The sequence below is a fragment of the Corynebacterium sp. CCM 9203 genome (genome assembly GCF_041357675.1).
GTDB lineage: Bacteria > Actinomycetota > Actinomycetes > Mycobacteriales > Mycobacteriaceae > Corynebacterium.
This window is the reverse complement of sequence record NZ_JAUERY010000004.1, coordinates 229,299-250,623: the sequence shown is the minus strand read 5'-3', so window position 1 is coordinate 250,623 and position 21,325 is coordinate 229,299. Positions and strand designations below refer to the sequence as shown.

At 64.3% G+C, this 21,325-nt stretch carries 19 protein-coding genes; 10 read left to right on the top strand and 9 right to left on the bottom strand.

Features of this window, described 5'->3' with window-relative positions; all coding sequences use genetic code 11:
• The first annotated feature begins 9 nt into the window (after nt 1-9).
• Entirely contained in the window at nt 10-3,897 is a 3,888-nt protein-coding gene (locus QWU44_RS10125) for a Pls/PosA family non-ribosomal peptide synthetase (protein WP_370915560.1), read from the top strand.
• Between the two features lie 26 nt (nt 3,898-3,923).
• On the opposite strand, the gene ppk2 is transcribed toward QWU44_RS10125, so the two are convergent.
• From ppk2 to QWU44_RS10095, 6 genes are all read right to left on the bottom strand, one after another.
• Entirely contained in the window at nt 3,924-4,823 is a 900-nt protein-coding gene (gene ppk2, locus QWU44_RS10120) for a polyphosphate kinase 2 (RefSeq protein ID WP_370915559.1), read from the bottom strand.
• 222 nt (nt 4,824-5,045) lie between these two features.
• On the bottom strand, nt 5,046-5,177 hold the full coding sequence (locus tag QWU44_RS10115) for a hypothetical protein (RefSeq protein ID WP_370915558.1): 132 nt from the start codon (nt 5,175-5,177) through the stop codon (nt 5,046-5,048).
• A gap of 61 nt (nt 5,178-5,238) precedes the next feature.
• A complete protein-coding gene (locus QWU44_RS10110; protein ID WP_370915557.1) occupies nt 5,239-5,391 on the bottom strand; it encodes a PorH family porin in 153 nt (50 codons plus the stop codon).
• Nucleotides 5,392-5,818: 427 nt separating this feature from the next.
• The gene (panC, locus tag QWU44_RS10105; protein ID WP_370915556.1) at nt 5,819-6,838 is read right to left on the bottom strand and encodes a pantoate--beta-alanine ligase; all 1,020 of its coding nucleotides are present in this window, start codon (nt 6,836-6,838) and stop codon (nt 5,819-5,821) included.
• Nucleotides 6,839-6,903: 65 nt separating this feature from the next.
• Entirely contained in the window at nt 6,904-7,281 is a 378-nt protein-coding gene (locus tag QWU44_RS10100) for a GntR family transcriptional regulator (protein ID WP_370915555.1), read from the bottom strand.
• 6 nt (nt 7,282-7,287) lie between these two features.
• Nucleotides 7,288-8,157 (bottom strand): hypothetical protein, encoded by an 870-nt coding sequence (locus tag QWU44_RS10095; protein ID WP_370915554.1) that lies wholly within the window; start codon nt 8,155-8,157, stop codon nt 7,288-7,290.
• 64 nt (nt 8,158-8,221) lie between these two features.
• Between QWU44_RS10095 and QWU44_RS10090 the strand changes: the two genes are divergently transcribed.
• The gene (locus QWU44_RS10090) at nt 8,222-8,515 is read left to right on the top strand and encodes a hypothetical protein (protein ID WP_370915553.1); all 294 of its coding nucleotides are present in this window, start codon (nt 8,222-8,224) and stop codon (nt 8,513-8,515) included.
• 115 nt (nt 8,516-8,630) lie between these two features.
• Here the strand turns inward: QWU44_RS10090 and groL are convergent, their stop codons facing one another.
• A complete protein-coding gene (gene groL, locus QWU44_RS10085; RefSeq protein WP_198736496.1) occupies nt 8,631-10,274 on the bottom strand; it encodes a chaperonin GroEL in 1,644 nt (547 codons plus the stop codon).
• 203 nt (nt 10,275-10,477) lie between these two features.
• Between groL and QWU44_RS10080 the strand changes: the two genes are divergently transcribed.
• From QWU44_RS10080 to QWU44_RS10045, 8 genes are all read left to right on the top strand, one after another.
• Entirely contained in the window at nt 10,478-11,842 is a 1,365-nt protein-coding gene (locus QWU44_RS10080) for a dipeptidase (RefSeq protein WP_370915552.1), read from the top strand.
• Between the two features lie 368 nt (nt 11,843-12,210).
• On the top strand, nt 12,211-12,810 hold the full coding sequence (locus tag QWU44_RS10075; protein ID WP_370915551.1) for an acetyl-CoA acetyltransferase: 600 nt from the start codon (nt 12,211-12,213) through the stop codon (nt 12,808-12,810).
• A gap of 203 nt (nt 12,811-13,013) precedes the next feature.
• Nucleotides 13,014-15,962 (top strand): Na+/H+ antiporter subunit A, encoded by a 2,949-nt coding sequence (locus tag QWU44_RS10070; protein ID WP_370915587.1) that lies wholly within the window; start codon nt 13,014-13,016, stop codon nt 15,960-15,962.
• A gap of 4 nt (nt 15,963-15,966) precedes the next feature.
• Nucleotides 15,967-16,449: a Na(+)/H(+) antiporter subunit C gene (locus QWU44_RS10065; RefSeq protein ID WP_370915550.1), complete on the top strand. Its 483-nt coding sequence runs from the start codon at nt 15,967-15,969 to the stop codon at nt 16,447-16,449.
• Entirely contained in the window at nt 16,449-18,194 is a 1,746-nt protein-coding gene (locus QWU44_RS10060) for a Na+/H+ antiporter subunit D (RefSeq protein ID WP_370915549.1), read from the top strand. The genes QWU44_RS10065 and QWU44_RS10060 overlap by 1 nt, the downstream gene beginning before the upstream one ends.
• Entirely contained in the window at nt 18,191-18,703 is a 513-nt protein-coding gene (locus QWU44_RS10055) for a Na+/H+ antiporter subunit E (RefSeq protein ID WP_370915548.1), read from the top strand. Before QWU44_RS10060 ends, QWU44_RS10055 begins: the two co-directional genes overlap by 4 nt.
• Nucleotides 18,703-18,981 (top strand): monovalent cation/H+ antiporter complex subunit F, encoded by a 279-nt coding sequence (locus tag QWU44_RS10050; RefSeq protein WP_370915547.1) that lies wholly within the window; start codon nt 18,703-18,705, stop codon nt 18,979-18,981. The genes QWU44_RS10055 and QWU44_RS10050 overlap by 1 nt, the downstream gene beginning before the upstream one ends.
• Nucleotides 18,978-19,343 carry a monovalent cation/H(+) antiporter subunit G gene (locus tag QWU44_RS10045; RefSeq protein ID WP_370915546.1) on the top strand — a complete coding sequence of 122 codons (366 nt, stop codon included), beginning with the start codon at nt 18,978-18,980 and terminating at the stop codon, nt 19,341-19,343. Before QWU44_RS10050 ends, QWU44_RS10045 begins: the two co-directional genes overlap by 4 nt.
• 94 nt (nt 19,344-19,437) lie before the next feature.
• Here the strand turns inward: QWU44_RS10045 and QWU44_RS10040 are convergent, their stop codons facing one another.
• Both QWU44_RS10040 and QWU44_RS10035 read right to left on the bottom strand, forming a co-directional pair.
• Nucleotides 19,438-20,568, bottom strand: a complete 1,131-nt coding sequence (locus tag QWU44_RS10040) for a glutamate--cysteine ligase (RefSeq protein WP_370915545.1) — start codon at nt 20,566-20,568, stop codon at nt 19,438-19,440.
• Nucleotides 20,569-20,611: 43 nt separating this feature from the next.
• Nucleotides 20,612-21,325, bottom strand: a complete 714-nt coding sequence (locus QWU44_RS10035) for a LytR C-terminal domain-containing protein (protein ID WP_370915544.1) — start codon at nt 21,323-21,325, stop codon at nt 20,612-20,614.

Genomic DNA, 21,325 nt, shown 5'->3' with positions numbered 1-21,325 from the left:
GCCCGCACCGTGTCCCTGAAATCCGTTCCCCCGCAGTTCCTGCGCGCCGGTGAGGCCGCACCCCGACGCACGCTCACAGACATCGTGGCAGCCACCGCAGCCGCCCACCCCAACGCCGCAGCCATCGACGACGGTGAGGTTCTGACCTACACCGAACTCATGGAGGTCGTGCACCACAAGGCTGCAGCGCTGCATGCCGCAGGCATCCGCCGGGGTGACCGCATCGGGATCCGCTTGCCGAGTGGCGGAAGCGAGCTGTACATCACGATTCTGGCCGTCCTGACCGCCGGTGCAGCATACGTTCCGGTGGATGCCGACGATCCGGATGAACGCGCCGAGATGGTTTTCGATGAGGCAAGGGTCAACGCGACCGTCACCGATTCGGGACTTACCGTGCTCCGTCGGACGGCCGGTGGCGACACCCGCCCACCCCGGCCTGATGATGACGCCTGGATCATCTTCACCTCCGGGTCCACCGGCCGCCCCAAAGGCGTCGCCGTCACACACCGTTCCGCCGCCGCCTTCGTCGACGCCGAGGCGCGCTTATTCCTCGTCGACTCCCCCGGAGGCCCACTCGGACCGGACGACCGCGTACTCGCAGGCCTCTCCGTCGCCTTCGACGCATCCTGCGAGGAGATGTGGCTGGCCTGGGGGCACGGTGCCTGCCTCGTTCCCGCGCCACGGATGCTGGTGCGTTCCGGAATGGACCTCGGCCCCTGGCTGATCAGGCGTGACATCACGGTCGTCTCCACCGTTCCGACATTGGCCGGCCTGTGGCCCGCAGAGGCACTGGACAACATCCGCCTGCTCATCTTCGGAGGCGAGGCCTGTCCCCCGGAGCTGGTAGAACGCCTGGACACCGGAGAGCGCGAGATCTGGAACACCTACGGCCCGACCGAGGCCACAGTCGTGGCCTGCGCCTCACGGATGCACACCGGACGGGACGTATCCATCGGTCTGCCCCTCGACGGATGGGATCTCGTCGTGGTCGATGGCGATGGTCAGCCGGTCGTGCCGGGCGAGATCGGTGAACTCGTCATCGGCGGGGTCGGCCTCGCCCGGTACCTCGACCCGGAGAAGGACCGGGAGAAGTATGCGCCACTACGCAGTGTGGGGTGGCCCCGGGCCTACCGTTCCGGCGATCACGTCCGTCTGGAGGAGGATGGTCTCTACTTCGTCGGCCGGGTGGACGACCAGGTCAAGATCGGAGGCAGGCGAATTGAACTCGGTGAGGTGGAGGCAGCCGTCGCAGCACTGCCCGGGGTCCGGTCCTCCGCAGTCGTCGTACAGACGACCGGGGCGGAGTCCAAGGTACTCGTCGCCTATCTCTCCTGTGTGAACCCGGACGCAGGATTCGACACTGTCACAGCTACCAAACGGCTCGCTGAGGCGATGCCCGCGGCACTCGTACCACGTCTGTGCGTCCTTGATGAACTACCCGTCCGGACGTCCGGAAAGGTGGACAAGGCGGCACTGCCGTGGCCACTACCCGGCGCGGTGACCGACACCTCCTCGATGTCTCCCACTGAGGCGTGGCTCGCGGAACTCTGGGTGGACGTTCTCGGTTCCGCGGTGTCCGATCCGGACGCGGACTTTTTCGCGCTCGGTGGTACATCACTGGCCGCTGCCACTCTGGTCGGACGAATCCGGGAACGGTTCCCTACGATGTCCGTGCGGGAGCTCTACGATCATCCGCGTCTGGGGGCACTGGCTCAGTGTCTCGACGCCCGTCCCGACGCACCCTCCGGGGTAGTGCAGCGCCGGAGGGTGCGCGGTGTGCAGACCCGGACCCGGGTTCTCCAGCATCTGATCCAGGTTCCAGTGATGACGCTCCAGGCCGCACAGTGGGTGGCGTGGCTTCTCGTCGCCAACAACCTCGCTGCCGCCGCCGGAACCTGGTGGGCGGTGCCCGCCCCCTGGTGGCTCGTGGTCCTCATGCTCGCCATATTCGTGACCCCCGCCGGGCGACTGCCCCTGGGAGCGCTCGCCGCCCGGGTGCTCACCCGGGGCATCACACCCGGGAACTACGCGCGCGGCGGACCCGAGCACCTACGATTGTGGGCCGCGGACCGTATCCAGGACGCCTGTGGTGCCCGGGACATTGCCGGGGCGACGTGGATAACCAGCTACGCGCGCCTGCTGGGGGCATCCATCGGCAGGGATGTCCACCTGCACACTCTCCCTCCCGTGACGGGTCTCCTCACCCTCGGGGACCATTGCTGCATCGAACCGGAGACGGATCTCTCCGGAGTGTGGGTGGACGGCGACACCGTTCATGTCGGACGGATCACGGTGGATGAGGACGCCTGCGTCGGTGCACGTTCCATGCTCCTTCCCGGGACCGTTGTCGGTGCCGGCGCCCATGTCGAGGCCGGTTCGTGCGTCACCGGGATGAAGAAGGTGAAACCCGGCGCACGGTGGGCGGGTTCCCCCGCTGCGAAGGTAGGTCGCGCCAAGCGACGTTTCCCCGAGGAGCACCCGGCACGACGCCCCTGGTGGGTACCCGTGTACGGTGCGACATCCCTGGCCCTGAGCCTCATGCCCATCTTCTCCATAGGTACCGGCGGCGCAGCAGTGGCTGGTGCAGCGACCGCGCTAGGCGGTGGCTCCGGCACAGCAACTATCACGGCAGGGCTACTTCTCGCACCGGTGGGGGCGCTGATCGCGTTCAGTGTGAACGCGATGCTCACGCTCATCGGGGTACGGCTGATGTCGTTCCGTTTGACCACCGGGGTGCATCCGGTTCGCTCCCGGACCGGTTGGCAGTTGTGGGCCACGGAACGTCTCATGGACGCCGCACGGACCCATCTGTTCCCCCTCTACGCTTCCCGACTGACGCCCCTGTGGCTACGTGCCTTGGGGGCACAGGTGGGCCGGGACACCGAAATTTCCACTGCCGTGATGGTCCCAGCATTCACGGATATCCGGGATGGGGCGTTCCTTGCGGATGACACGATGGTCGGCGGCTATGAGCTCGGAGGAGGCTGGATGCTTGCGGGGCGCACCCGCATCGGTAAGCGCAGTTTCCTCGGGAACTCCGGTATCGCCGGAGCAGGGCGAAAGCTCGCCAAGAATTCCCTGGTCGCGGTGCTCTCACAGACTCCACGTAAGGCACGCGCAGGATCGAACTGGTTGGGCTCCCCGCCGGAGCGACTGCGGCGGGTCACCGTCGACGCCGGTGGTGAAGCCAGAACGTATCGTCCGACAGGGCGTCTCAAGCGCGCCCGCGGGCTCGTGGAGACGATGCGGCTGCTCGCCCCGATGACCTCCGGGGTGCTTGTCGCGGGAACGCTGCTGGCCCTTCAGTGGCTCTACACCCGCCCCGGGGATTCCCTCGCTGGGGCCGGACTCGCGTGGCTCTGTGGCGGTCTGGTCCTGATGTCCGCCGGACTGTGTGCGGCCACGATCACCGTCGCGGTGAAATGGCTGTGCGTCGGCAGGATCCGACCAGGTGAGCACCCCCTGTGGTCCCGGTTCGTGTGGCTCAACGAACTTCAGGATGCATTCGTGGAAGCGGTCGCGGCACCGTGGTTCCTCAATCCCAATCAGGGAACGGAGCCCCTCGTGTGGTTCCTCCGTGCGATCGGTGCAAAGATCGGCCGGGGCACCTGGATCGAGTCCTACTGGCTCCCCGAGGCCGACCTGGTGGAGATCGGGGATGCGGCGACCATTGGACCCGGCTGTGTGGTGCAAACCCATCTCTTCCAGGACCGGGTCATGAGCCTGGACACCGTCCGGATCGGTGCCGGGGCTGTCCTCGGCCCCCATTCGGTGGTACTCCCCGCCGCGACTCTCGGCGAGGGGACGACGATCGGCCCAGCGTCCCTCGTTCTCCGCGGAGACCGGGTCCCCCGACACACGAGATGGCAGGGGAACCCGGTCGAACCACTGGACTGACTTCGGGGGAACGCGGTGTGGGGTGATCAGTCCCCGATCTGATCCCGCCCACGGAGCACGATCTTCGGGTCCGGTTCGCCCACGAGTTCATGATCCTTGCCGGTGTACTCGAACTTGGACAGAACGTAGCGCATGGCGTTGATCCGGGCGCGTTTCTTGTCGTTCGATTTGATGGTCACCCACGGGGACTCGTCGGTGTCCGTGTAACGGAACTGTTCTTCCTTCGCTCGGGTATAGTCCGGCCACTTGTCCAGGGAGGCCAGGTCCATCGGCGACAGTTTCCATTGCCGGACCGGATCGACCTGACGGATGGCGAAGCGGGTGCGCTGCTCTTTCTGCGTGACGGAGAACCAGAACTTCGTCAGGGAGATACCCGAACCCATGATCATGTTCTCCAGCATCGGTACCTCCCGTAGGAACTCCGCATGCTGGGACTCGGTGCAGAAACCCATGACGCGCTCGACACCGGAGCGGTTGTACCAGGAGCGGTCGAAGAAGACGATCTCACCCGCTGACGGGAAATGCTCAATGTAGCGCTGGAAGTACCACGAGGTGGACTCACGGGGGGAAGGCTTCTCCAGGGCGACGGTCCTGGCACCGCGGGGATTGAGGTGCTCATTGAAGCGCTTGATGGTTCCTCCCTTACCCGCGGCATCACGCCCCTCGAAGAGGATGATGTGGCGCTGCCCCGTGTCCTTCGTCCAGTTCTGCCACTTGAGCAGCTCGATCTGGAGCGCACGCTTCGTGTGCTCGTACTCGTGTCGGGACATCCGCTCGTCATACGGGTAATTCTCCCGCCACGTTTCCACGGGCGCACCATTCGGCTGGATGAGAACGGGATCGTCATCGTCGGAGTCATCGACGATGTAGCCCTCGGTGGCGGCCAGATCGACGACGGGGAGTTCCTGCTCGGGAAGTTCAGCCATAGGCCCAGTTTAACGCCGCGACAGTGCCTCCGCGTTGAATCGTGGACACAACCCACGCCGACGGGGGGTCGTAGGGTAGGAGTGTCCACAAATCTCCCGATCACCCCCGTGATGCCCCGGACACGCAGAAAACCCGGCCCGTGCGTACACGGTACCGGGTTTTCTGTCCGTTCTCCGCTTTAAGAAGCGGAGAACACCTTCGCCCCTAGGGGCGGCAGGTCATTACTTGACCAGGCCCAGGAGGGACTTGAGGCCGGAAGCGACGTCAGCGAAGGGCTTCAGGAACTCGAAGACCTCGTGGAGGAAAGCGCCATCGGCAGAGAGGGAGGTCAGCGTGGTGGAGAAGGAATCCATGTTTTTGCTCCTAGCAGAGAGAAATTTGAAGGCCCTGGCCTATGCCGGGGCCAGGAGAGAGTTACTTGCTGCTTCCGAGTGCGGAAGAGAAGCTGCCGTCGACGACCTGACCAAGGTTAGCGACAACCTTCGGGAAGTTCTCGATCAGCTTGTTGACCGCTTCGACGAAGGTGCTGAAGTCGCCGAGCTGATCTTTGATGACGGTGAAGTCCATGTTGTTCTCCTTGAGAGGACCAGCCTGGAGCTGGCATAAGTTTCCAGTTGCTGACGCCCTCAGGGACGCCACCACACAATCTAAGCATGTCCATGCCCTTCGTCAACCCACTTTGCCGGGGTAAGGACATCTACCAGACAATGTCGCAGCAGCAGTTCAACTGAAATATGAGGGAATGCTGTCACAGCGAACTGCCCTTTTACCACCCCAAATAAGTTTAGTGCACGAAAACGCCCGTAAACGGCTGTGAAATCCGCCAGCGACCGTAACGATTACCACGGAGGTCACGATGAAGCGCGACCAGCACACCACTAAATTGATACTTCTTTTTTTACTACCCCCTTTTGGGGTTAAAATGCGCCCTTCGTGATGCTCCCCAGCACCTTTCCCCCGAAAACCGCTTTTCGATCCGGAGCGTCTTCATCTCTCAGCCGGGCATATTCCGTCCCTCACGGACCCGACGGACCTCGTCCCGGAGACGCCGCAGTTCAGCCATCTCCCCATCGGTGAGCTCTGCTTCGAGCCCCGCAGCCTGCAACGCCGCCTGCGCGATCTCCCTCTCCTGGCGGGCCTGCAGATCCCCGAGGATGACCCCGACATTGTCCAGCAACCGGACGCCCCCGACCCGAGCCGCGACGAGGAGCCGGGCCTCCCCCTCCCCGAAGTTCTCCGGCAGCGGCGCCAGCCTGCCGTCCCGAAGCTCGAGGTAGTCAACCTCAACCTCCGGTACGACCTCCAGGACGGAGCGGGCCCCGGAGAGAACGGCCCCGGGGCCACGGTCCCCGCAGTGCGCACCCAGGGTGAGCGCCGCAGACAGGGCCACGGCGGCCTGCCGGGCGGTGCTATCGAGCCGCACGTTGCGGGAGCTCATTGCCAGGCCATCCTTCTCCCTGATGACGGGAACCGAATGAAGCTGAATGGGAAGGTTGAGGTCGGTGACGAGCTGCTGCATGAGGACGAGCTGCTGGTAGTCCTTCTCGCCGAACACCGCGTCGGAGCAGTTGGTCACGTTGAACAGCTTCAGGCAGACGGTCAGCGCTCCGTCGAAGTGGCCGGGGCGGGAGGCACCCTCCAGTTCCCCGGACAGTGGCCCTGCGGAGACGGTGGTGCGGAACCCGTTGGGGTACATCTCGCGGACGGATGGGGCGAAGACGAGCTCGACGCCCACCCCCCGGAGCTTCTCGACGTCCGCCTCCAGTGTCCGGGGGTAGGTGTCCAGGTCGGCATCATCCCCGAACTGCAGTGGGTTGACGAAGATGGAGACCACGACCACGGCACGCGGCAGTGACTTCGCGGCACGGACGAGCTCCAGGTGCCCCTCATGGAGGGCACCCATGGTGGGAACGAGGACAACCGGCCGTGACGTCTTGCGTAGTGCACGGGTGACGCGACCAATGTCGGCGACCGAGGTGTGCACGGTGGTTTCGCCCGGGGTGTATCCGGCCATGGGATCTTCTCCTTGGAACTGACGGCGGCGGTGGATCAGCAGGCGTCAATCCTAACCCTCGACGGTCATCGCCCCGGCCACGCCTCGGCAATCCGTCGTTGGAGTTCCGGCAATGTGATCCCGGCCTCGACAGCCCGGGAAACCAGGGCCGAAGTCTCGGCAGCGAGTCCGCCTCCGGAGCCTCCGGCCACAGAGTCCACGGCCCCTTCAGCGATCCGGGTTCCCGCTCCTCGGCGGGTGGTCACCGTTCCGGCCGCTTCAAGTTCCCGGTAAGCGCGTGCCACCGTCCCCGGGGCGATCCCGAGGTCACGCGCGAGCTGCCGCACCGGCGGGAGCCTAGCCCCCTCGTCCAGGTCACCTGACGTAACGAGCCGAATCACCTCGCGGCGAACCTGCTCGTAGACGGGAGTCGGATCATCGACACAGATACTTATCCGCTGCATCTCATCTCACCGAGCTTTGCTCGACGGGGCGGCGACGAGGGCGATGATATGGGTCAACGCATGGACGGCGGCACCGATGAGAAGCACCCCGGACAACCCGATGAACCACAGAAACGCGGGTTTTCCCGCACAGTCGGGGTATGCGGCGAACATCCAGAGCGCAATGGGGGCACCGGTGACGGCCGCCGTGAAGGTCAGGGTGGCGGTCACAGCGGTGCCGGTGACCCGGCGGAATGCCACGTCCGCGTCGATGTCGGGGAGTACCGGACGTTTCGTGGCGAGGACGAGGACCAGGGCCCCGATCAGGGTGCACGCCGCAAGGATGCAAAGCATCGGGGTTGCATACCAACTTCCGGGCCACGGGGTTGCGGAGGACGTGATCATTCCGTCGGCTTCAAGGCAGGACACGGTGATGGCCCGTCCCGACCGTCCGAGGTCGTCGGGGGAGCCTGTGCGGATCCCGGCGAGGAGGACTCCGGCGGTCACCACGACGGTCGCGATCGCCACCGCCAGCGGTACGGCTCCCGTCGTCGACAGGATGGTCCTGGTGGCGAGTGGAGCCCGGCGGCGTGCGCCCTGCTGCGGTCGAACGGTGGCGACCGCCACCGCCGAGACAATGAGCACGATGACCGCGAAGACCGTTGGGGCGAGGGTCAGTCCCAATCCCAGGCCGGTGATGAAGAGTGCACCAAACAATGCGACGGAGATTCCGGCCACGATCCCTCCCCGGAGCCAACGACGGTAGCGGCGCACCGGCCCGGAATCAGCCGGGATCGTGGCTATCCCGGAAGTTCCCCGCGTCCGGACGAAGCGTGCGGCGATGACGGACACGAGGAACAACCCGATGAGGAGCAGTGACGGTAGGACGGATGTCATGGGGTGCCTCCTGCACATTTTGTATCAAAGTTATGATACAAAAGGCTAGAACATACCCTCTTTTGTGTCAATGTATCGATACAATTCGCAACGTTCTGCACCCCGTGAGATCTCGTCCATCGCACCAGCAATCCCCTCCAGACAGCTCACTGCGCCGATTCTCGGCGCGACCTCCCCCAACGGCGACTGCGCCCCCAGCATGGCGGACATCAGCCACGAACAACCCACCGCCCACATCACCTACATCGGGAAACCCGGAGACGAGATCGTCGTCACCGCGACAGTCGGAACCGGAGTGACCGGAACATGCCGCATCCCCGTCGACGACATCTCCGGGGAGCCAACACCGCTCCCGTGAACTGGTCCGCACGACGCCACAACGGCCTGCCCCCGCATACTGCGGGGGCAGGCCGTTGTTTTCTTCGATCACCACCGGTGAGCACATCACCGGGCGGTGGTCAGGTGTCAGGGGATCAGAATCCGCCCATGCCACCCATGGCGTCGGCGTCGGGCATACCCTGGCCGGCAGGCTGCGGCTTGTCGGCGACGACAGCCTCGGTGGTGAGGAACAGAGCCGCGATGGAGGCGGCGTTCTGCAGTGCGGAGCGGGTCACCTTAACCGGGTCGTTGATGCCCGCATCCATCAGGTTGACGTACTCGCCGGTCGCGGCGTTCAGGCCTTCGCCCACCTTGAGGGAGGCGACCTTGTCGGCAACGACGCCCGGCTCGTGACCGGCGTTGAGTGCGATCTGCTTCAGCGGCGCGGACAGCGCAGTGCGAACGATCTTCACACCGGTGGCCTCATCGCCGGTGAGGTCGAGGTCACCGTCGAGAACGTGAGCGGCCTGGATAAGGGCCACGCCACCACCTGCGACGATTCCCTCCTCAACGGCTGCCTTGGCGTTCCGAACGGCATCCTCGATGCGGTGCTTGCGCTCCTTCAGCTCGACCTCGGTCGCGGCACCGACCTTGATGACGGCGACGCCACCGGCGAGCTTCGCCAGGCGCTCCTGCAGCTTCTCCCGGTCGTACTCGGAGTCGGAGTTCTCGATCTCGGCGCGGATCTGGTTGACGCGACCCTCGATCTGGGCGCTGTCACCGGCACCCTCGACGATGGTGGTCTCGTCCTTGGTGACGACGACCTTGCGGGCACGGCCCAGTAGCGGGATGTCCGCACTCTCCAGGGAGAGGCCGACCTCCTCGGAGATGACCTGACCACCGGTGAGGATGGCCATGTCCTGGAGCTGTGCCTTGCGGCGGTCACCGAAGCCGGGGGCCTTGACGGCGACGGACTTGAAGGTGCCACGGATCTTGTTGACAACCAGGGTGGACAGAGCCTCACCCTCAACATCCTCGGCGATGATCAGCAGCGGCTTGCCGGTCTGCATGACCTTCTCCAGCAGCGGAAGCAGATCCTTGATGTTGCCGATCTTCGCGGAGACCAGGAGGATGTACGGGTCCTCAAGGACGGCTTCCTGGCGCTCCATGTCGGTGGCGAAGTAGCCGGAGATGTAGCCCTTGTCGAAGCGCATGCCTTCGGTGACGTCGAGTTCGACACCGAAAGTGTTGGACTCCTCGACGGTGATGACGGATTCCTTGTTCAGCTTGCCTCCACCCACGGCGTACATCGCCTGGGCGATCTTGGCACCGATGGCGGGATCGGCGGCGGAGATGCCCGCGGTCGCAGCGATCTGTTCCTCCGTCTCGATCTCCTTAGCGGTGGCGAGCAGCTCCTCGGTGACCTTCTTCACAGCCTGCTCGATACCGCGCTTGATGCCCATCGGGTTAGAGCCGGCGGCCACGTTGCGCAGCCCCTCGCGGACGAGGGCCTGGGCGAGCACGGTGGCGGTGGTGGTGCCGTCGCCTGCGACGTCGTCGGTCTTCTTGGCGACCTCCTTGACCAGCTCGGCGCCGATCTTCTCGTACGGATCCTCCAGCTCGATCTCGCGGGCGATGGTCACGCCGTCGTTGGTGATGGTCGGGGCGCCCCAGGACTTCTCCAGGACGACGTTGCGCCCCTTCGGGCCGAGCGTGACCTTGACGGCGTCAGCGAGGGTGTTCAGGCCCTTTTCGAGGCCACGGCGTGCTTCCTCATCAAAAGCGATGATCTTTGCCATGTGTTGTGTGCTCCTTGGTTTTTCATCGGACGACACTCACGTCAAGTATCTGCGGGCGCCCGCGACGGCACGGTCGGTGAGTGTTGGGTCCAACCTCACCCGCAGGTGGTACAAATCCTGGCACTCTCCAGTATCAAGTGCTAGGTCCGTTTCTAGCAGTCGGGACGTGCGAGTGCAAGATCCGGGGTCCTAGACTTGACCCCATGACTCCCGAGATTCCCACCACAGCAGCAGTCACCGCAGCAATCGAGGCCCAGCAGGCACGCATTCTCGCCGACCTGACGGAACTCGTCTCCTTCAATTCCGTACACGGAGAACCGGACTGCAAACAGGCCAACGCCGACGCAGCAGCCTGGGTCGTCCACGCACTCGAGGACGTCGGCCTGACGGTCGAGCCCCACCCCACCACCGACGGATCCACCGCCGTGATCGGCCGCCGTGAAGCCCACGACGGACGCCCGACGGTCCTGCTCTACTCGCACTACGACGTCGTCCCGGCCGGAAGCCCTGCAGCGTGGACCTCAGACCCGTTCACCCTCACGGAACGCGACGGACGCTGGTACGGACGCGGTACCGCCGACTGCAAGGGCAATCTCGTCATGCACCTCGCCACCCTGCGTGCGCTCCGGGAGCTCGGTGATCCAGGCATCGGCATCATCGTCGTCATCGAAGGCTCCGAAGAGAAAGGTGGCGAGGGACTCGACGCCCTCATCTCCGAACGACCGGAGCTCTTCACCGCCGACGCGATCATCATCGCGGACACCGGCAACGTCGCAGAGGGGGTCCCCACGCTGACCACTTCCCTCCGCGGCGGTGCACAACTCCGTGTCACCGTGCGAACCCTGCGGTCCGCTGTGCACTCCGGTGGATTCGGCGGACCCGCGCCGGATGCCGTCTCAGCCCTCATCCGCATCCTGGATTCCCTCCGCGATGAATCCGGGCGCGTCGCCATCCGCGCCACAGACAACACGGCCACGTGGAACGGGATCGCCTACGACCCGGACGCCTTCCGCGCGGACGCAGGCATCCTCGACGGAGTGGAGATCATCGGGGACGGTACCGACATCGCGGATCAGCTCTGGGCCCGGCCCGCCGTCACCGTCACCGGATTCACCTCCACCCCCGTCGCCGAAGCAATGAACGCCATTCCCGCCACCGCGAGTGCTCAACTCAACCTGCGCACCCCCTACGGCGCATCAGGGACCGGGACCGCCGAGGCACTCCGCCGCCACCTGCTCGACGCCGCACCCTGGGGCGCACAGGTCGACGTCGAGATTCTCGAGGTCAACGAACCTTTCGCCACAGACACATCAGGCCCCGCCGCCCAGGCACTCGCCGATGCACTGTCGAAGGCCTTCGGGGATAAGGAAACCGCGTACTGCGGCTCCGGTGGTTCCATTCCCCTGACCACCGCCCTGCAACAGGCGGTGCCGGGTGCCGAGATCGCCCTGTTCGGCGTCGAAGAACCGCTGTGCACCATCCACTCGGCCAACGAATCCGTCTCCCCGGAGGAACTGAAGCGCTGCGCCGTCGCAGAGACGCTGTTCCTGTTCAACTACACGGCCTAGGTTCCCACCCAGCTCCGACGCCCCCGGGAGAAAAGCCCGGGGGCTCTTCCACACCACCCCGTAGATACCCCCACACCCTACTTTTCCGGGAATCTCTTGACCCCGGACACGGGAAACCTCTAGCCTCGTTTTTGTGACGCACATCATTCGACTTACGCGAGTAGCAGAGGCTACGTACCCCGGTGAAGGATAAGGACTGACCCCTTCACCCGGGGCAGTAGTCGTTATCCTCCCAGTCGCTTGAACAAGCGTCGGTCCATTTCATTGACCAGACAGATCCGTCACACCACCACAAGGCCCTCCCCGGAATTCTCCGGCAGGTATGCGGCCCGTGGACGGACTGAAACTCCCGAAAAGGACCGATGGCGATGCACTCCACGCACACCACCACCGAACCGCACACCGCAACCGAGGGGCAGTCGATCCACCCCCTGCACACTGCGCACCCACCGCTGACGGACACCCGAACCACTCAACCAGCACCATTCAACCGGCGCGACCCGTTGCGCCCCTGCACCGACGATCCATTCCGCGCCCGTTTCGGCCAGAATCTACCTGCAGGTCTCCGTGAGGAAGCCGCCGGAATGGACTGGCGGACATTTACCGCCACCTATTGCCCGACCCCAGATCTGCGCATCGAAGGCCTGTCACACAGCCCGCTCCGGGACAACCGCAGATTGTTCTCCGCCACTCTGACCACCTCCCGCCCGGGGCGGGGCGGCGTCGTCCACGCGCCCCGGGAGATCATCGCCATGGGTACGATCTCCGCGTGTACCAACCTGTTGGCCGACGCCGGGCGCCGAGTTGAGATCCTGACGTTCCGGCAGCGGAAGATCTTCAACGGTACCGCAATCTTCCTGGAGGTCTGCGACAACGGAAAACGCTGTTGGGTCCTCGGTTTCGGCGCGACACCCGACTCCGCCACAGCTTCCGCCATGAGCCGAGCGGCACACCGACTGCACCGCTGAACACTTTTCCACAGTTGCCCTGTACGGACGCCACGGTGAAAGTATTACCGAAACACAGCGCGGAACGCCCGGGGCGGCGGCGAGGGATACCCGGTGCAGATCGCAGCAGCCTCTGCTGCAGAATCGGGCAGCGGCTACCGCCAGGTACACTATCCTTCTGACCCATCCCGCCCAGCCCAGCCGGAGAAGCCGCAGACATGGACGTGCTCATCGTATTGACTGTGCTCGCTGCGGCAACCATTGTGGCCCCGGTTCTCATCGGAAGAATCGGGCGTCCGGCCTTCGGGTTGCTGGCGATCGTTCCCGCCGGGGCGTTCGCGTGGACGGTACGGAGCTGGATACGAGGAGACTTCTCCCGAGGGGTGGAGCCGACCGGTGTCGACATCCCCTGGATGCCGGCAGCGCACCTGAACATCACACTCACCATGGATTCACTGTCCGCCCTGTTCGCTCTGATCGTCCTGGGTGTCGGTGCCCTGATTCTCTGGTATTGCCGGGGCTACTTCGATTCCAATCCGAAACGGTTATCCGTATTCGGATCCCAGATGGTCGCATTCACCATGGTCATGTACGGTCTGGTCACCGCGGACAATCTGCTCCTGATGTACGTGTTCTGGGAGCTGACCTCGGTCCTTTCCTTCCTGCTCGTCGGTTATTACGGCGAGCGCGCCTCGTCCCGTCGCGCCGCAGGACAGGCACTCATGGTTACCACGCTGGGCGGTCTGGCGATGCTGGTGGGAATCATCCTGTTGGGCATCACATCCAATATCTGGGATCTATCCACGTTGATGGACTCCGGAGCACCCGCACCGTCCGCAGCAACGAGTGCTGCGGTGGTGCTGATCCTGACCGGTGCGCTGTCCAAGTCCGCGATCGCACCGATGCATTTCTGGTTGCCCGGTGCGATGGCGGCACCGACTCCGGTGTCGGCCTACCTGCATTCGGCGGCGATGGTGAAGGCGGGTATCTACCTCGTGGCTCGGCTCTCCCCGGAACTGAACCAGATCGGATCCTGGCATCTCGTCGTCATCCCGGCCGGATTGGCGACGATGCTGATGGCGGGATGGATTGCGCTGCGTCAGGTGGATCTAAAACTCATTCTCGCCTATGGGACGGTGAGCCAGCTCGGATTCATCATCACGGTGGTGGGCATCGGGTCACCCGGTGCCCTACTCGCGGGTCTGGCTCTTACCGTGGCACACGCGCTGTTCAAGGCCACCCTGTTCATGATCGTGGGCGCCATCGATCGGACCACGGGTACCCGGGACATCCGCGAACTATCCGGACTGGGCCGGACCCGACCTGCGCTGTTCGTGCTGGCGGTCACCGCTGCCGCATCGATGGCTGGGGTTCCGGGGACACTCGGCTTCGTGGCCAAAGAGGCAACCGTCGCCACGCTTCTCGACGAAGCCCTGCTTACCGGGATGCCCGGGAAGCTCACACTGACGGGAATCGTGGTCGGAAGCATGCTGACGGTCGCGTACTCCCTCTATTTTCTGTACGGGGCGTTCGCCACGAAATCACCGACACACACATCGGGTGGAGGCACCTCCGCCGCCGTGTCCGGGGCTGCGCCGGTCATCTCTACACTGTGGGTTCCACCGGCAGTTCTCGCGGCGGGTGGAATCATCCTGGGAATCATCCCGGCCCCTCTCGACACTGTCCTCCACAGCTATGCCAGAACTCCGTCCCATCTCTCCCTGTGGCACGGCTGGACGCTACCGCTACTCATCAGTGCGGTAATCCTCACCTGCGGCGTGATTCTGCACTGGCAGCGGCAGACCGTCAGCCGACTCCACTTCAGTCGACCGGCACTGGGTAACGCGAACCTCGCGTACGACACGGTAATCGACATGCTGCGGAGGATCTCACTCCGGATCACTGCAACGACACAACGTGGTTCGCTTCCCGTCAATGAGGCCGTCATTCTCGCCACACTGGTGATCCTCCCGCTGACGATGCTCGTGACGGGCTCTCGGACCGACATCCGCATGGAACTGTGGGACTCTCCGGTACAGGGCCTCGTAGTTGTCATCATCGTCATCGCCGCAATCGCCTCAACGGTCCTGGACAACCGGCTCTCCGCACTTATCCTCGTCGGAATGACGGGTTACGGCGTCGCCGTGATCTTCGCTCTCCACGGGGCGCCGGATCTCGCGTTGACCCAGTTGCTCGTGGAGACGGTCTCCGTCGTGGTATTCGTCCTCGTTCTCCGCAAACTTCCGGCAAGTACGGAACGTCGCGCCGGGGAAAAAGATCACACGAGACTGCGCGCCTGGCTCGCAGTTTCGGTGGGACTGACGGTGTCTGTTCTCGGCGCCTTCGCGATGAACGCCCGGAATACCCTCCCCGTCTCCATCCACATCCCGGAACTGGCCTCACGTATCGGACACGGATCGAACGCCGTCAACGTGCTATTGGTGGACATCCGCGCCTGGGATACGTTCGGCGAGATCTCGGTCCTCGTCATCGTCGCCACCGGTGTCGCATCTTTGGTGTACCGCACCCGTAGTTTCTCCCGGGTTTCCCGTCGTCCTACGCTTCGCACCGAAGCACCGAGCTGGCTCGCGGCACCCGTCGAAGACGAGAAGGCCAGGAACCGGTCATTCATGATGGAAGTGACGACCCGGATCCTCTTCCCGTCGATGATCACGCTGTCACTCTATTTCTTTTTCGCCGGGCACAACGCGCCGGGTGGTGGGTTCGCCGGGGGACTCGTTGCGGCTCTCGCGTTCATGCTCCGCTATCTTGCGGGAGGACGGGAGGAGCTGGAGGAGGCACTTCCAGTGGATGCGTCCCGTCTGCTCGGTGCCGGTCTGCTGCTCTCCGCCGGGTCAGTCGTTGCCCCGATGCTTATCGATCGCCCGCCATTAGCCTCCGCCACAACCGATCTCGTTCTTCCGTTCATCGGTGAGGTGCACGTCGTGTCCCCCGTGATCTTCGACGCCGGTGTCTACCTCATCGTGATCGGCCTGATTCTCCACATCCTCCGCTCCCTCGGTGCGCAGCTCGACATCGACGAGGAACAGCGTCGACGGCGCGCCCGCGAACGTGCCCGACGGCTCGCCCGCCGAAAGGCCGAGTATCCGTCGGAAAGGAATCCCGGAAAGAACTCCGAGGGAACAATCATCATCAGAAGGAAGCGGAGGTAGCAGTATGGTCGCGAATCTCTTCCTGCTCATCGCGTGCGGGGTTCTCATCTCCTGCGGAGTGTACCTCCTCCTCGAACGGGCCATGACAAAGATGCTGCTCGGCCTGATCCTCCTCGGAAACGGGGCAAACCTGCTCATGCTGACCTCGGGTGGTGGCGCGGGCGCACCACCGATCGCCGGGCGTGAGTCCACGTTGACGGGCACCGACGCCGATCCCCTCGCCCAGGGGATGATCCTCACCGCCATCGTCATTTCCATGGCCATGACTGCATTCATCCTGGCTCTCGCCTTCCGCCAGTACCGCTACCGCACCGCCGACCTCATCGGCGACGATACCGAGGACACCGCGATCGCCCACCGACCCGATACCGCCTCGGCGGCACCCGACCACGACGCTTCCGCAGATCCCGAGACCGGGCGGGCAACAGGCCACGGGGACGATTTCGGCCCCGAGAGCTTCGAACGTCCCGTGAAGGAGGACAACTGATGGGCTTCCCTGAAGCGCTGTCCACGGACATCCTCATCCCCCATCTCGTCCCGCTCCCGGTGATCATCCCCGCGGTGGCCGCTGCGGTATGCCTCCTTGCGGGGCGGCACCCTCGGATCCAGCGTGCGGTGACCGCGACCGCGCTGACCGTTCTGATCGTTCTGTGTACCGTGCTCGTCGCCCTCGTCGACAGGGTGGGCATCCAGACTCTCCAGATCGGTGGCTGGGATGCCCCGGTGGGCATCACCCTCGTCGCGGACCGGCTCTCCGCACTACTGCTCGCGGTGTCCTCGCTGGTACTGTTCTCCGTTCTCCGCTACGCCATCGGTCAGGGTGTGCGTGACGGAACAGAGGATGAACCCGTGGGGGTGTTCCTTCCTGCATACCTGCTGCTCACCATGGGTGTGAACATGGCTTTCCTCGCCGGTGACCTGTTCAACCTCTATGTCGGTTTCGAGGTTCTTCTCGTCGCCAGCTACGTCCTTTTGACCATCGGCGCTTCCCCAGCCCGAGTCCGGGCCGGTGTGAGCTACGTGATGGTTTCAATGCTCTCTTCCTTCGTGTTCCTCGTCGCCCTCGCCCTCATCTACGCGGCGGTGGGAACCATGAACATGGCACAGGTCTCGGTTCGGATGGAGCAGGTTCCCGAAGGCACCCGGGCGGCCATCTTCGCGGTGCTGCTCGTCGCCTTCGGTATCAAGGCTGCGGTGTTCCCGCTGTACTCATGGCTCCCGGACTCCTATCCGACCGCCCCCGCCCTCGTTACCGCCGTCTTCGCCGGTCTGCTCACCAAAGTTGGTGTCTACTCGATCATCCGTGTGCGTTCCGTGGTGTTCACCGACGGGCGTCTCGACGGCGTGCTGATGTGGGCGGCGCTGCTGACGATGCTGGTCGGCATCCTCGGTGCGATGGCCCAGAACGACATCAAACGTCTCCTGTCGTTCACCTTGGTCAGCCACATCGGGTACATGATCATGGGGGTCGCTCTCGGAACCGCAACGGGGCTCTCCGGAGCGATCTTCTACACCGTGCACCACATTCTCGTGCAGACCGCACTGTTTCTCGTGGTCGGTCTCATCGAACGCCAGGCCGGTTCGTCATCACTCCGCCGACTCGGTTCGCTCGCCTACGTTTCCCCCCTACTCGCGGTCCTCTACCTCATTCCGGCCCTCAACCTCGGCGGTATCCCACCATTCTCCGGTTTCCTCGGGAAGCTCATTCTCGTGGAGGCCGCAGCCGGACACGGTGGGGCGATGGCATGGGTACTGGTCGCGGGAGCCGTTGTCACCTCGCTCCTGACGCTGTACACGATGACGGTCGTGTGGTCGAAGGCATTCTGGCGGGACCGCTCCGACGCCCCCGACGGAGCAACTGCTTTAGCAGCCACGGGACCACTCGGTGGCACACGCCGTGAAATAGAGCTGTCGGAACGCCCCGACGTCGGCAGAATGCCCGCCGGAATGGTCGTGCCGACCGCACTCCTGGTCATCGCGTCCCTCGCCGTGAGCATCCTCGCTGGGCCGATTTCGGCAGTGACGGGCCGCTCCGCGGAATCCGCGCAGGACGTCGCCGTCTACCGCCGCGCCGTTCTCGGCCCCGGTTATCTCAACCCCGGCCGTACACTCGTACCCGGTCAGTCCGGACCGTTCGCACCGGGCAACCGAGACCGTATCAACGACGGTATCGACGCCCGCCGTAGCCCGGAGGATGCCGCCGCAGCCCCGAGCGAGGGAGAACAACGATGATCGCTGGAGTCCGCCGCCGCTTCCGCCCGCAGGCCGTGCTGTGGCTGACCTTCATGTGGGCGCTGCTGTGGGGGGAGTTCTCCGCAGGTAACCTTCTCGCGGGTTTGGGAATCGGAGTGGCGGTAACCCTGCTCCTTCCCCTCCCATCCATGCCGGGATCGGGAACGGGAGTCCGCTGGCCGGCTCTCCTGCGCCTGGCTGGACGCTTCAGCATCGACCTGGTCGCCAGCTCGGTGAAGGTCGCCGTGATCGCGTTACGGCCCGCACCTGTTCCCCCGGGGGCCATCATCATCGTACCGATGCGGGTGCAGGAGGATCTGGTGTTCTCCTTCGCCGTGACCCTGCTCAATCTGCAACCCGGGGGTACGGTCACCGATCTCGACATCGCCGACCGAAAGCTGACCATGCACCTGATCGACGGATCATCCACAGGTGTGGTCGAACGCGAGATCCGACGGATCGCTCAACTCGAACGCCGTCTCATCCACATCTTCGAAAGGAACGGCTGATGGACCCGTCCCTCTACAACACGCTCCTCCTCATCCCCGCCTCCCTGCTGGCGGTGGCTTTCATCGTGACGGGGTGGCGGATGCTCGTCGGGCCAAACTCGCTCGACCGACTCCTGAGTCTGGATGCGGTGGTGGCGATGATCCAGTGCACCCTAGCCGTCTACATCTGCCGCACCCTCGACACGACCGTGACCAACTCGATGATCGTCGTGGCACTGCTCGGCTTCATCTCCACCGTGGCGGTCACCCGTTTCCGGAAACGGGATGGCGCCCAATGACCACGCTGATCCTCGATGTCCTGTCCCTGATCCTCCTGTTCCTCGGATCACTCCTCGCCTTGTCTGCAGCGATCGGTCTCGCCCGTTTCCGGGACACCCTGACACGACTGCACGCGGTGACAAAACCCCAGACACTCGGACTGATCCTGGCGGTGAGCGGGGCGCTTCTGAGAGTCAGCGGCTCCCGGAACCTCGACGCCGGAGCGGCAGGAGACCTCGGGGTTCTCATTCTCATCATCGCCTTCACCCTGATCACCGCCCCTGTGATCGGACAGCGCCTGGGCCGCCTGGCCAGAAAGGAAAAGCTGTACGACCCGGAGGCCTTATCCAGGGACGACACCCGTAACAGCTCTTCCCCCTGAAGAACACGAGAACACGAGACCCGGTGCATCCGAAAAGGCACCCACCTCTTCAGGGCGGGTGCCTTTCAGCGATACACCGTGCAGTGTCGACGGATCAGGGCCGACCGCGCTCCATCTCATCACAGATCAAATCGACGACGTCACGCCAGTCACCCGTCCGCTCGTACAGCTCACGCTGACGCCGGTACGACGCACCCCTGTCGATGATCTCGTGCACTATCGCAAGTTCCTCGGCACAGCCGAGTTCCTCCGCGAGGGGTTCCAGCACCGTGACGATGCGGACAATGTCGTCTGCGACACTCACCTTGTCGGTATTCCGTGAGCAGATGATGTCCGCCTCAAGACCGTGTCGGGCAGCACGCCATTTGTTCTCCCGGATGTGCCAGGGCTGCAGGGACGGCAAGGTTTCGCCCGCTTCGAAGGCCCGGTCGTAGTACACGACGAGGCAGTGAGTGAGCGCAGTGAGCGCCGCGAGTTCCCGAAGGTTGCTGGGTGCATCCGAGACACGAATCTCGATGGTGCCCCACTTGGCGGAAGGACGGATATCGAAGTGCATGGAACCGGTGTGGTCAATCACCCCGGACTTTTCCTGCTGCCGCAGATACTCGGTCCACTGGCTCCAGGTGTTGAACCCATAGGGCGCACCTGCGGTGGGAAGTTGCTGGTAGAGCATCGTACGGTTCGATGCGTAACCGGTGTCCAATCCGTTCCATCCGGGAGAAGCGGCGCTCAGGGCGAGCAGGTGCGGATAGTTCGTCATCAGGGCGTTGATGATGGGCCAGACCTTGGCCTCATGGCTGACTCCCACGTGGACGTGCAGGCCCCAGATCAGCATCTGCCGACCCCAGAACTTCGTCCTACGGATGATCTCAGTGTACGGGCTCTTGTCCGAGACCTCCTGGTCCCGCCAGTCCGAGAACGGGTGCGACCCGGCGGACCACAGTCGGACCCCCAGCTCACCAGCCGACTCGTGGAGGGAATCAAGACCGGAACCGAGCTCGGCGACGGCCTCGGGCACGGTGTGACAGACACCGGTGACCATCTCGACGGTATTCTTCAGGAACTCAGGTTCCACCTGCAGATCGGGGCGCTTCTTCGACATGAGCTCGATCATGTCGGATGAACGCGGCGTGAGGTCGCGGGTGTCGGGGTCGATGAGCCCGATCTCCCATTCCACACCGAGAGTCGGTTCCGGGGAACGGTTGAAGTTCATGTGATCAGCCATATCGGCTCCTAGTGGGACGGAACGGAAGAAGAGGAGTGCCGTGTCAGAAGGTGACGTCACCCGTGAGAACCACGACAACTCCACCGGTGGGAGCGGTCGCGAGCTCCGGAGTACGTACCTTCGCGGGAATACCGAGGGCGGTACCGACCTCACGGGCCGCCGCTTCTTCTGTGGGGTTTCCTGGGTTGTAGTAGACGGCCGACGCGGGCAGGTACGCCTCCGCGAGGTTACCCACCTCCCCGACTGTCCAGCCCTGTCCGGTGAGTCTGTCGGCGGCACGGTTAGCCAGCCCCTGGACCGTGGAATTGTTCAGGGCGTGCACAGCCACCGTCCGGGGATCACCGGCGGGGGCAGGAGCGGGTTGAGAATTCGGCTGTGGTTGAACCGGGATCTCCGCTGTCGGTGTGACTTCAGGCTCGGGACTCGGCGACCCAGAGGTCACTTCTTCCCGCTCCTTCTGTGTCTCCTCCTCTGCGGTGGAGGCAGCGGGGGCCTCTGCGCGCGCTGCGTTACTGGTCGGTGCGGTGGAACTCGTGTTTCCTGCCACGGCAGGGGTGGTATCGGAGTCATCACCGCGAAGCCCGACGAATAATGCCCACGCCGCGAGCAGTACGGCAACCGCCGCGAGAATCATCGCGAATCCCCTCAGCGGCAGGGATCTGGGCTCCCCAACAGGCACATGCCTGACAGCTTCATCGGGGCGGCCTTCGGGGACGTCGGAACCTTCGGGGGCGTCACTGTGTTTGTTGGGGGACAC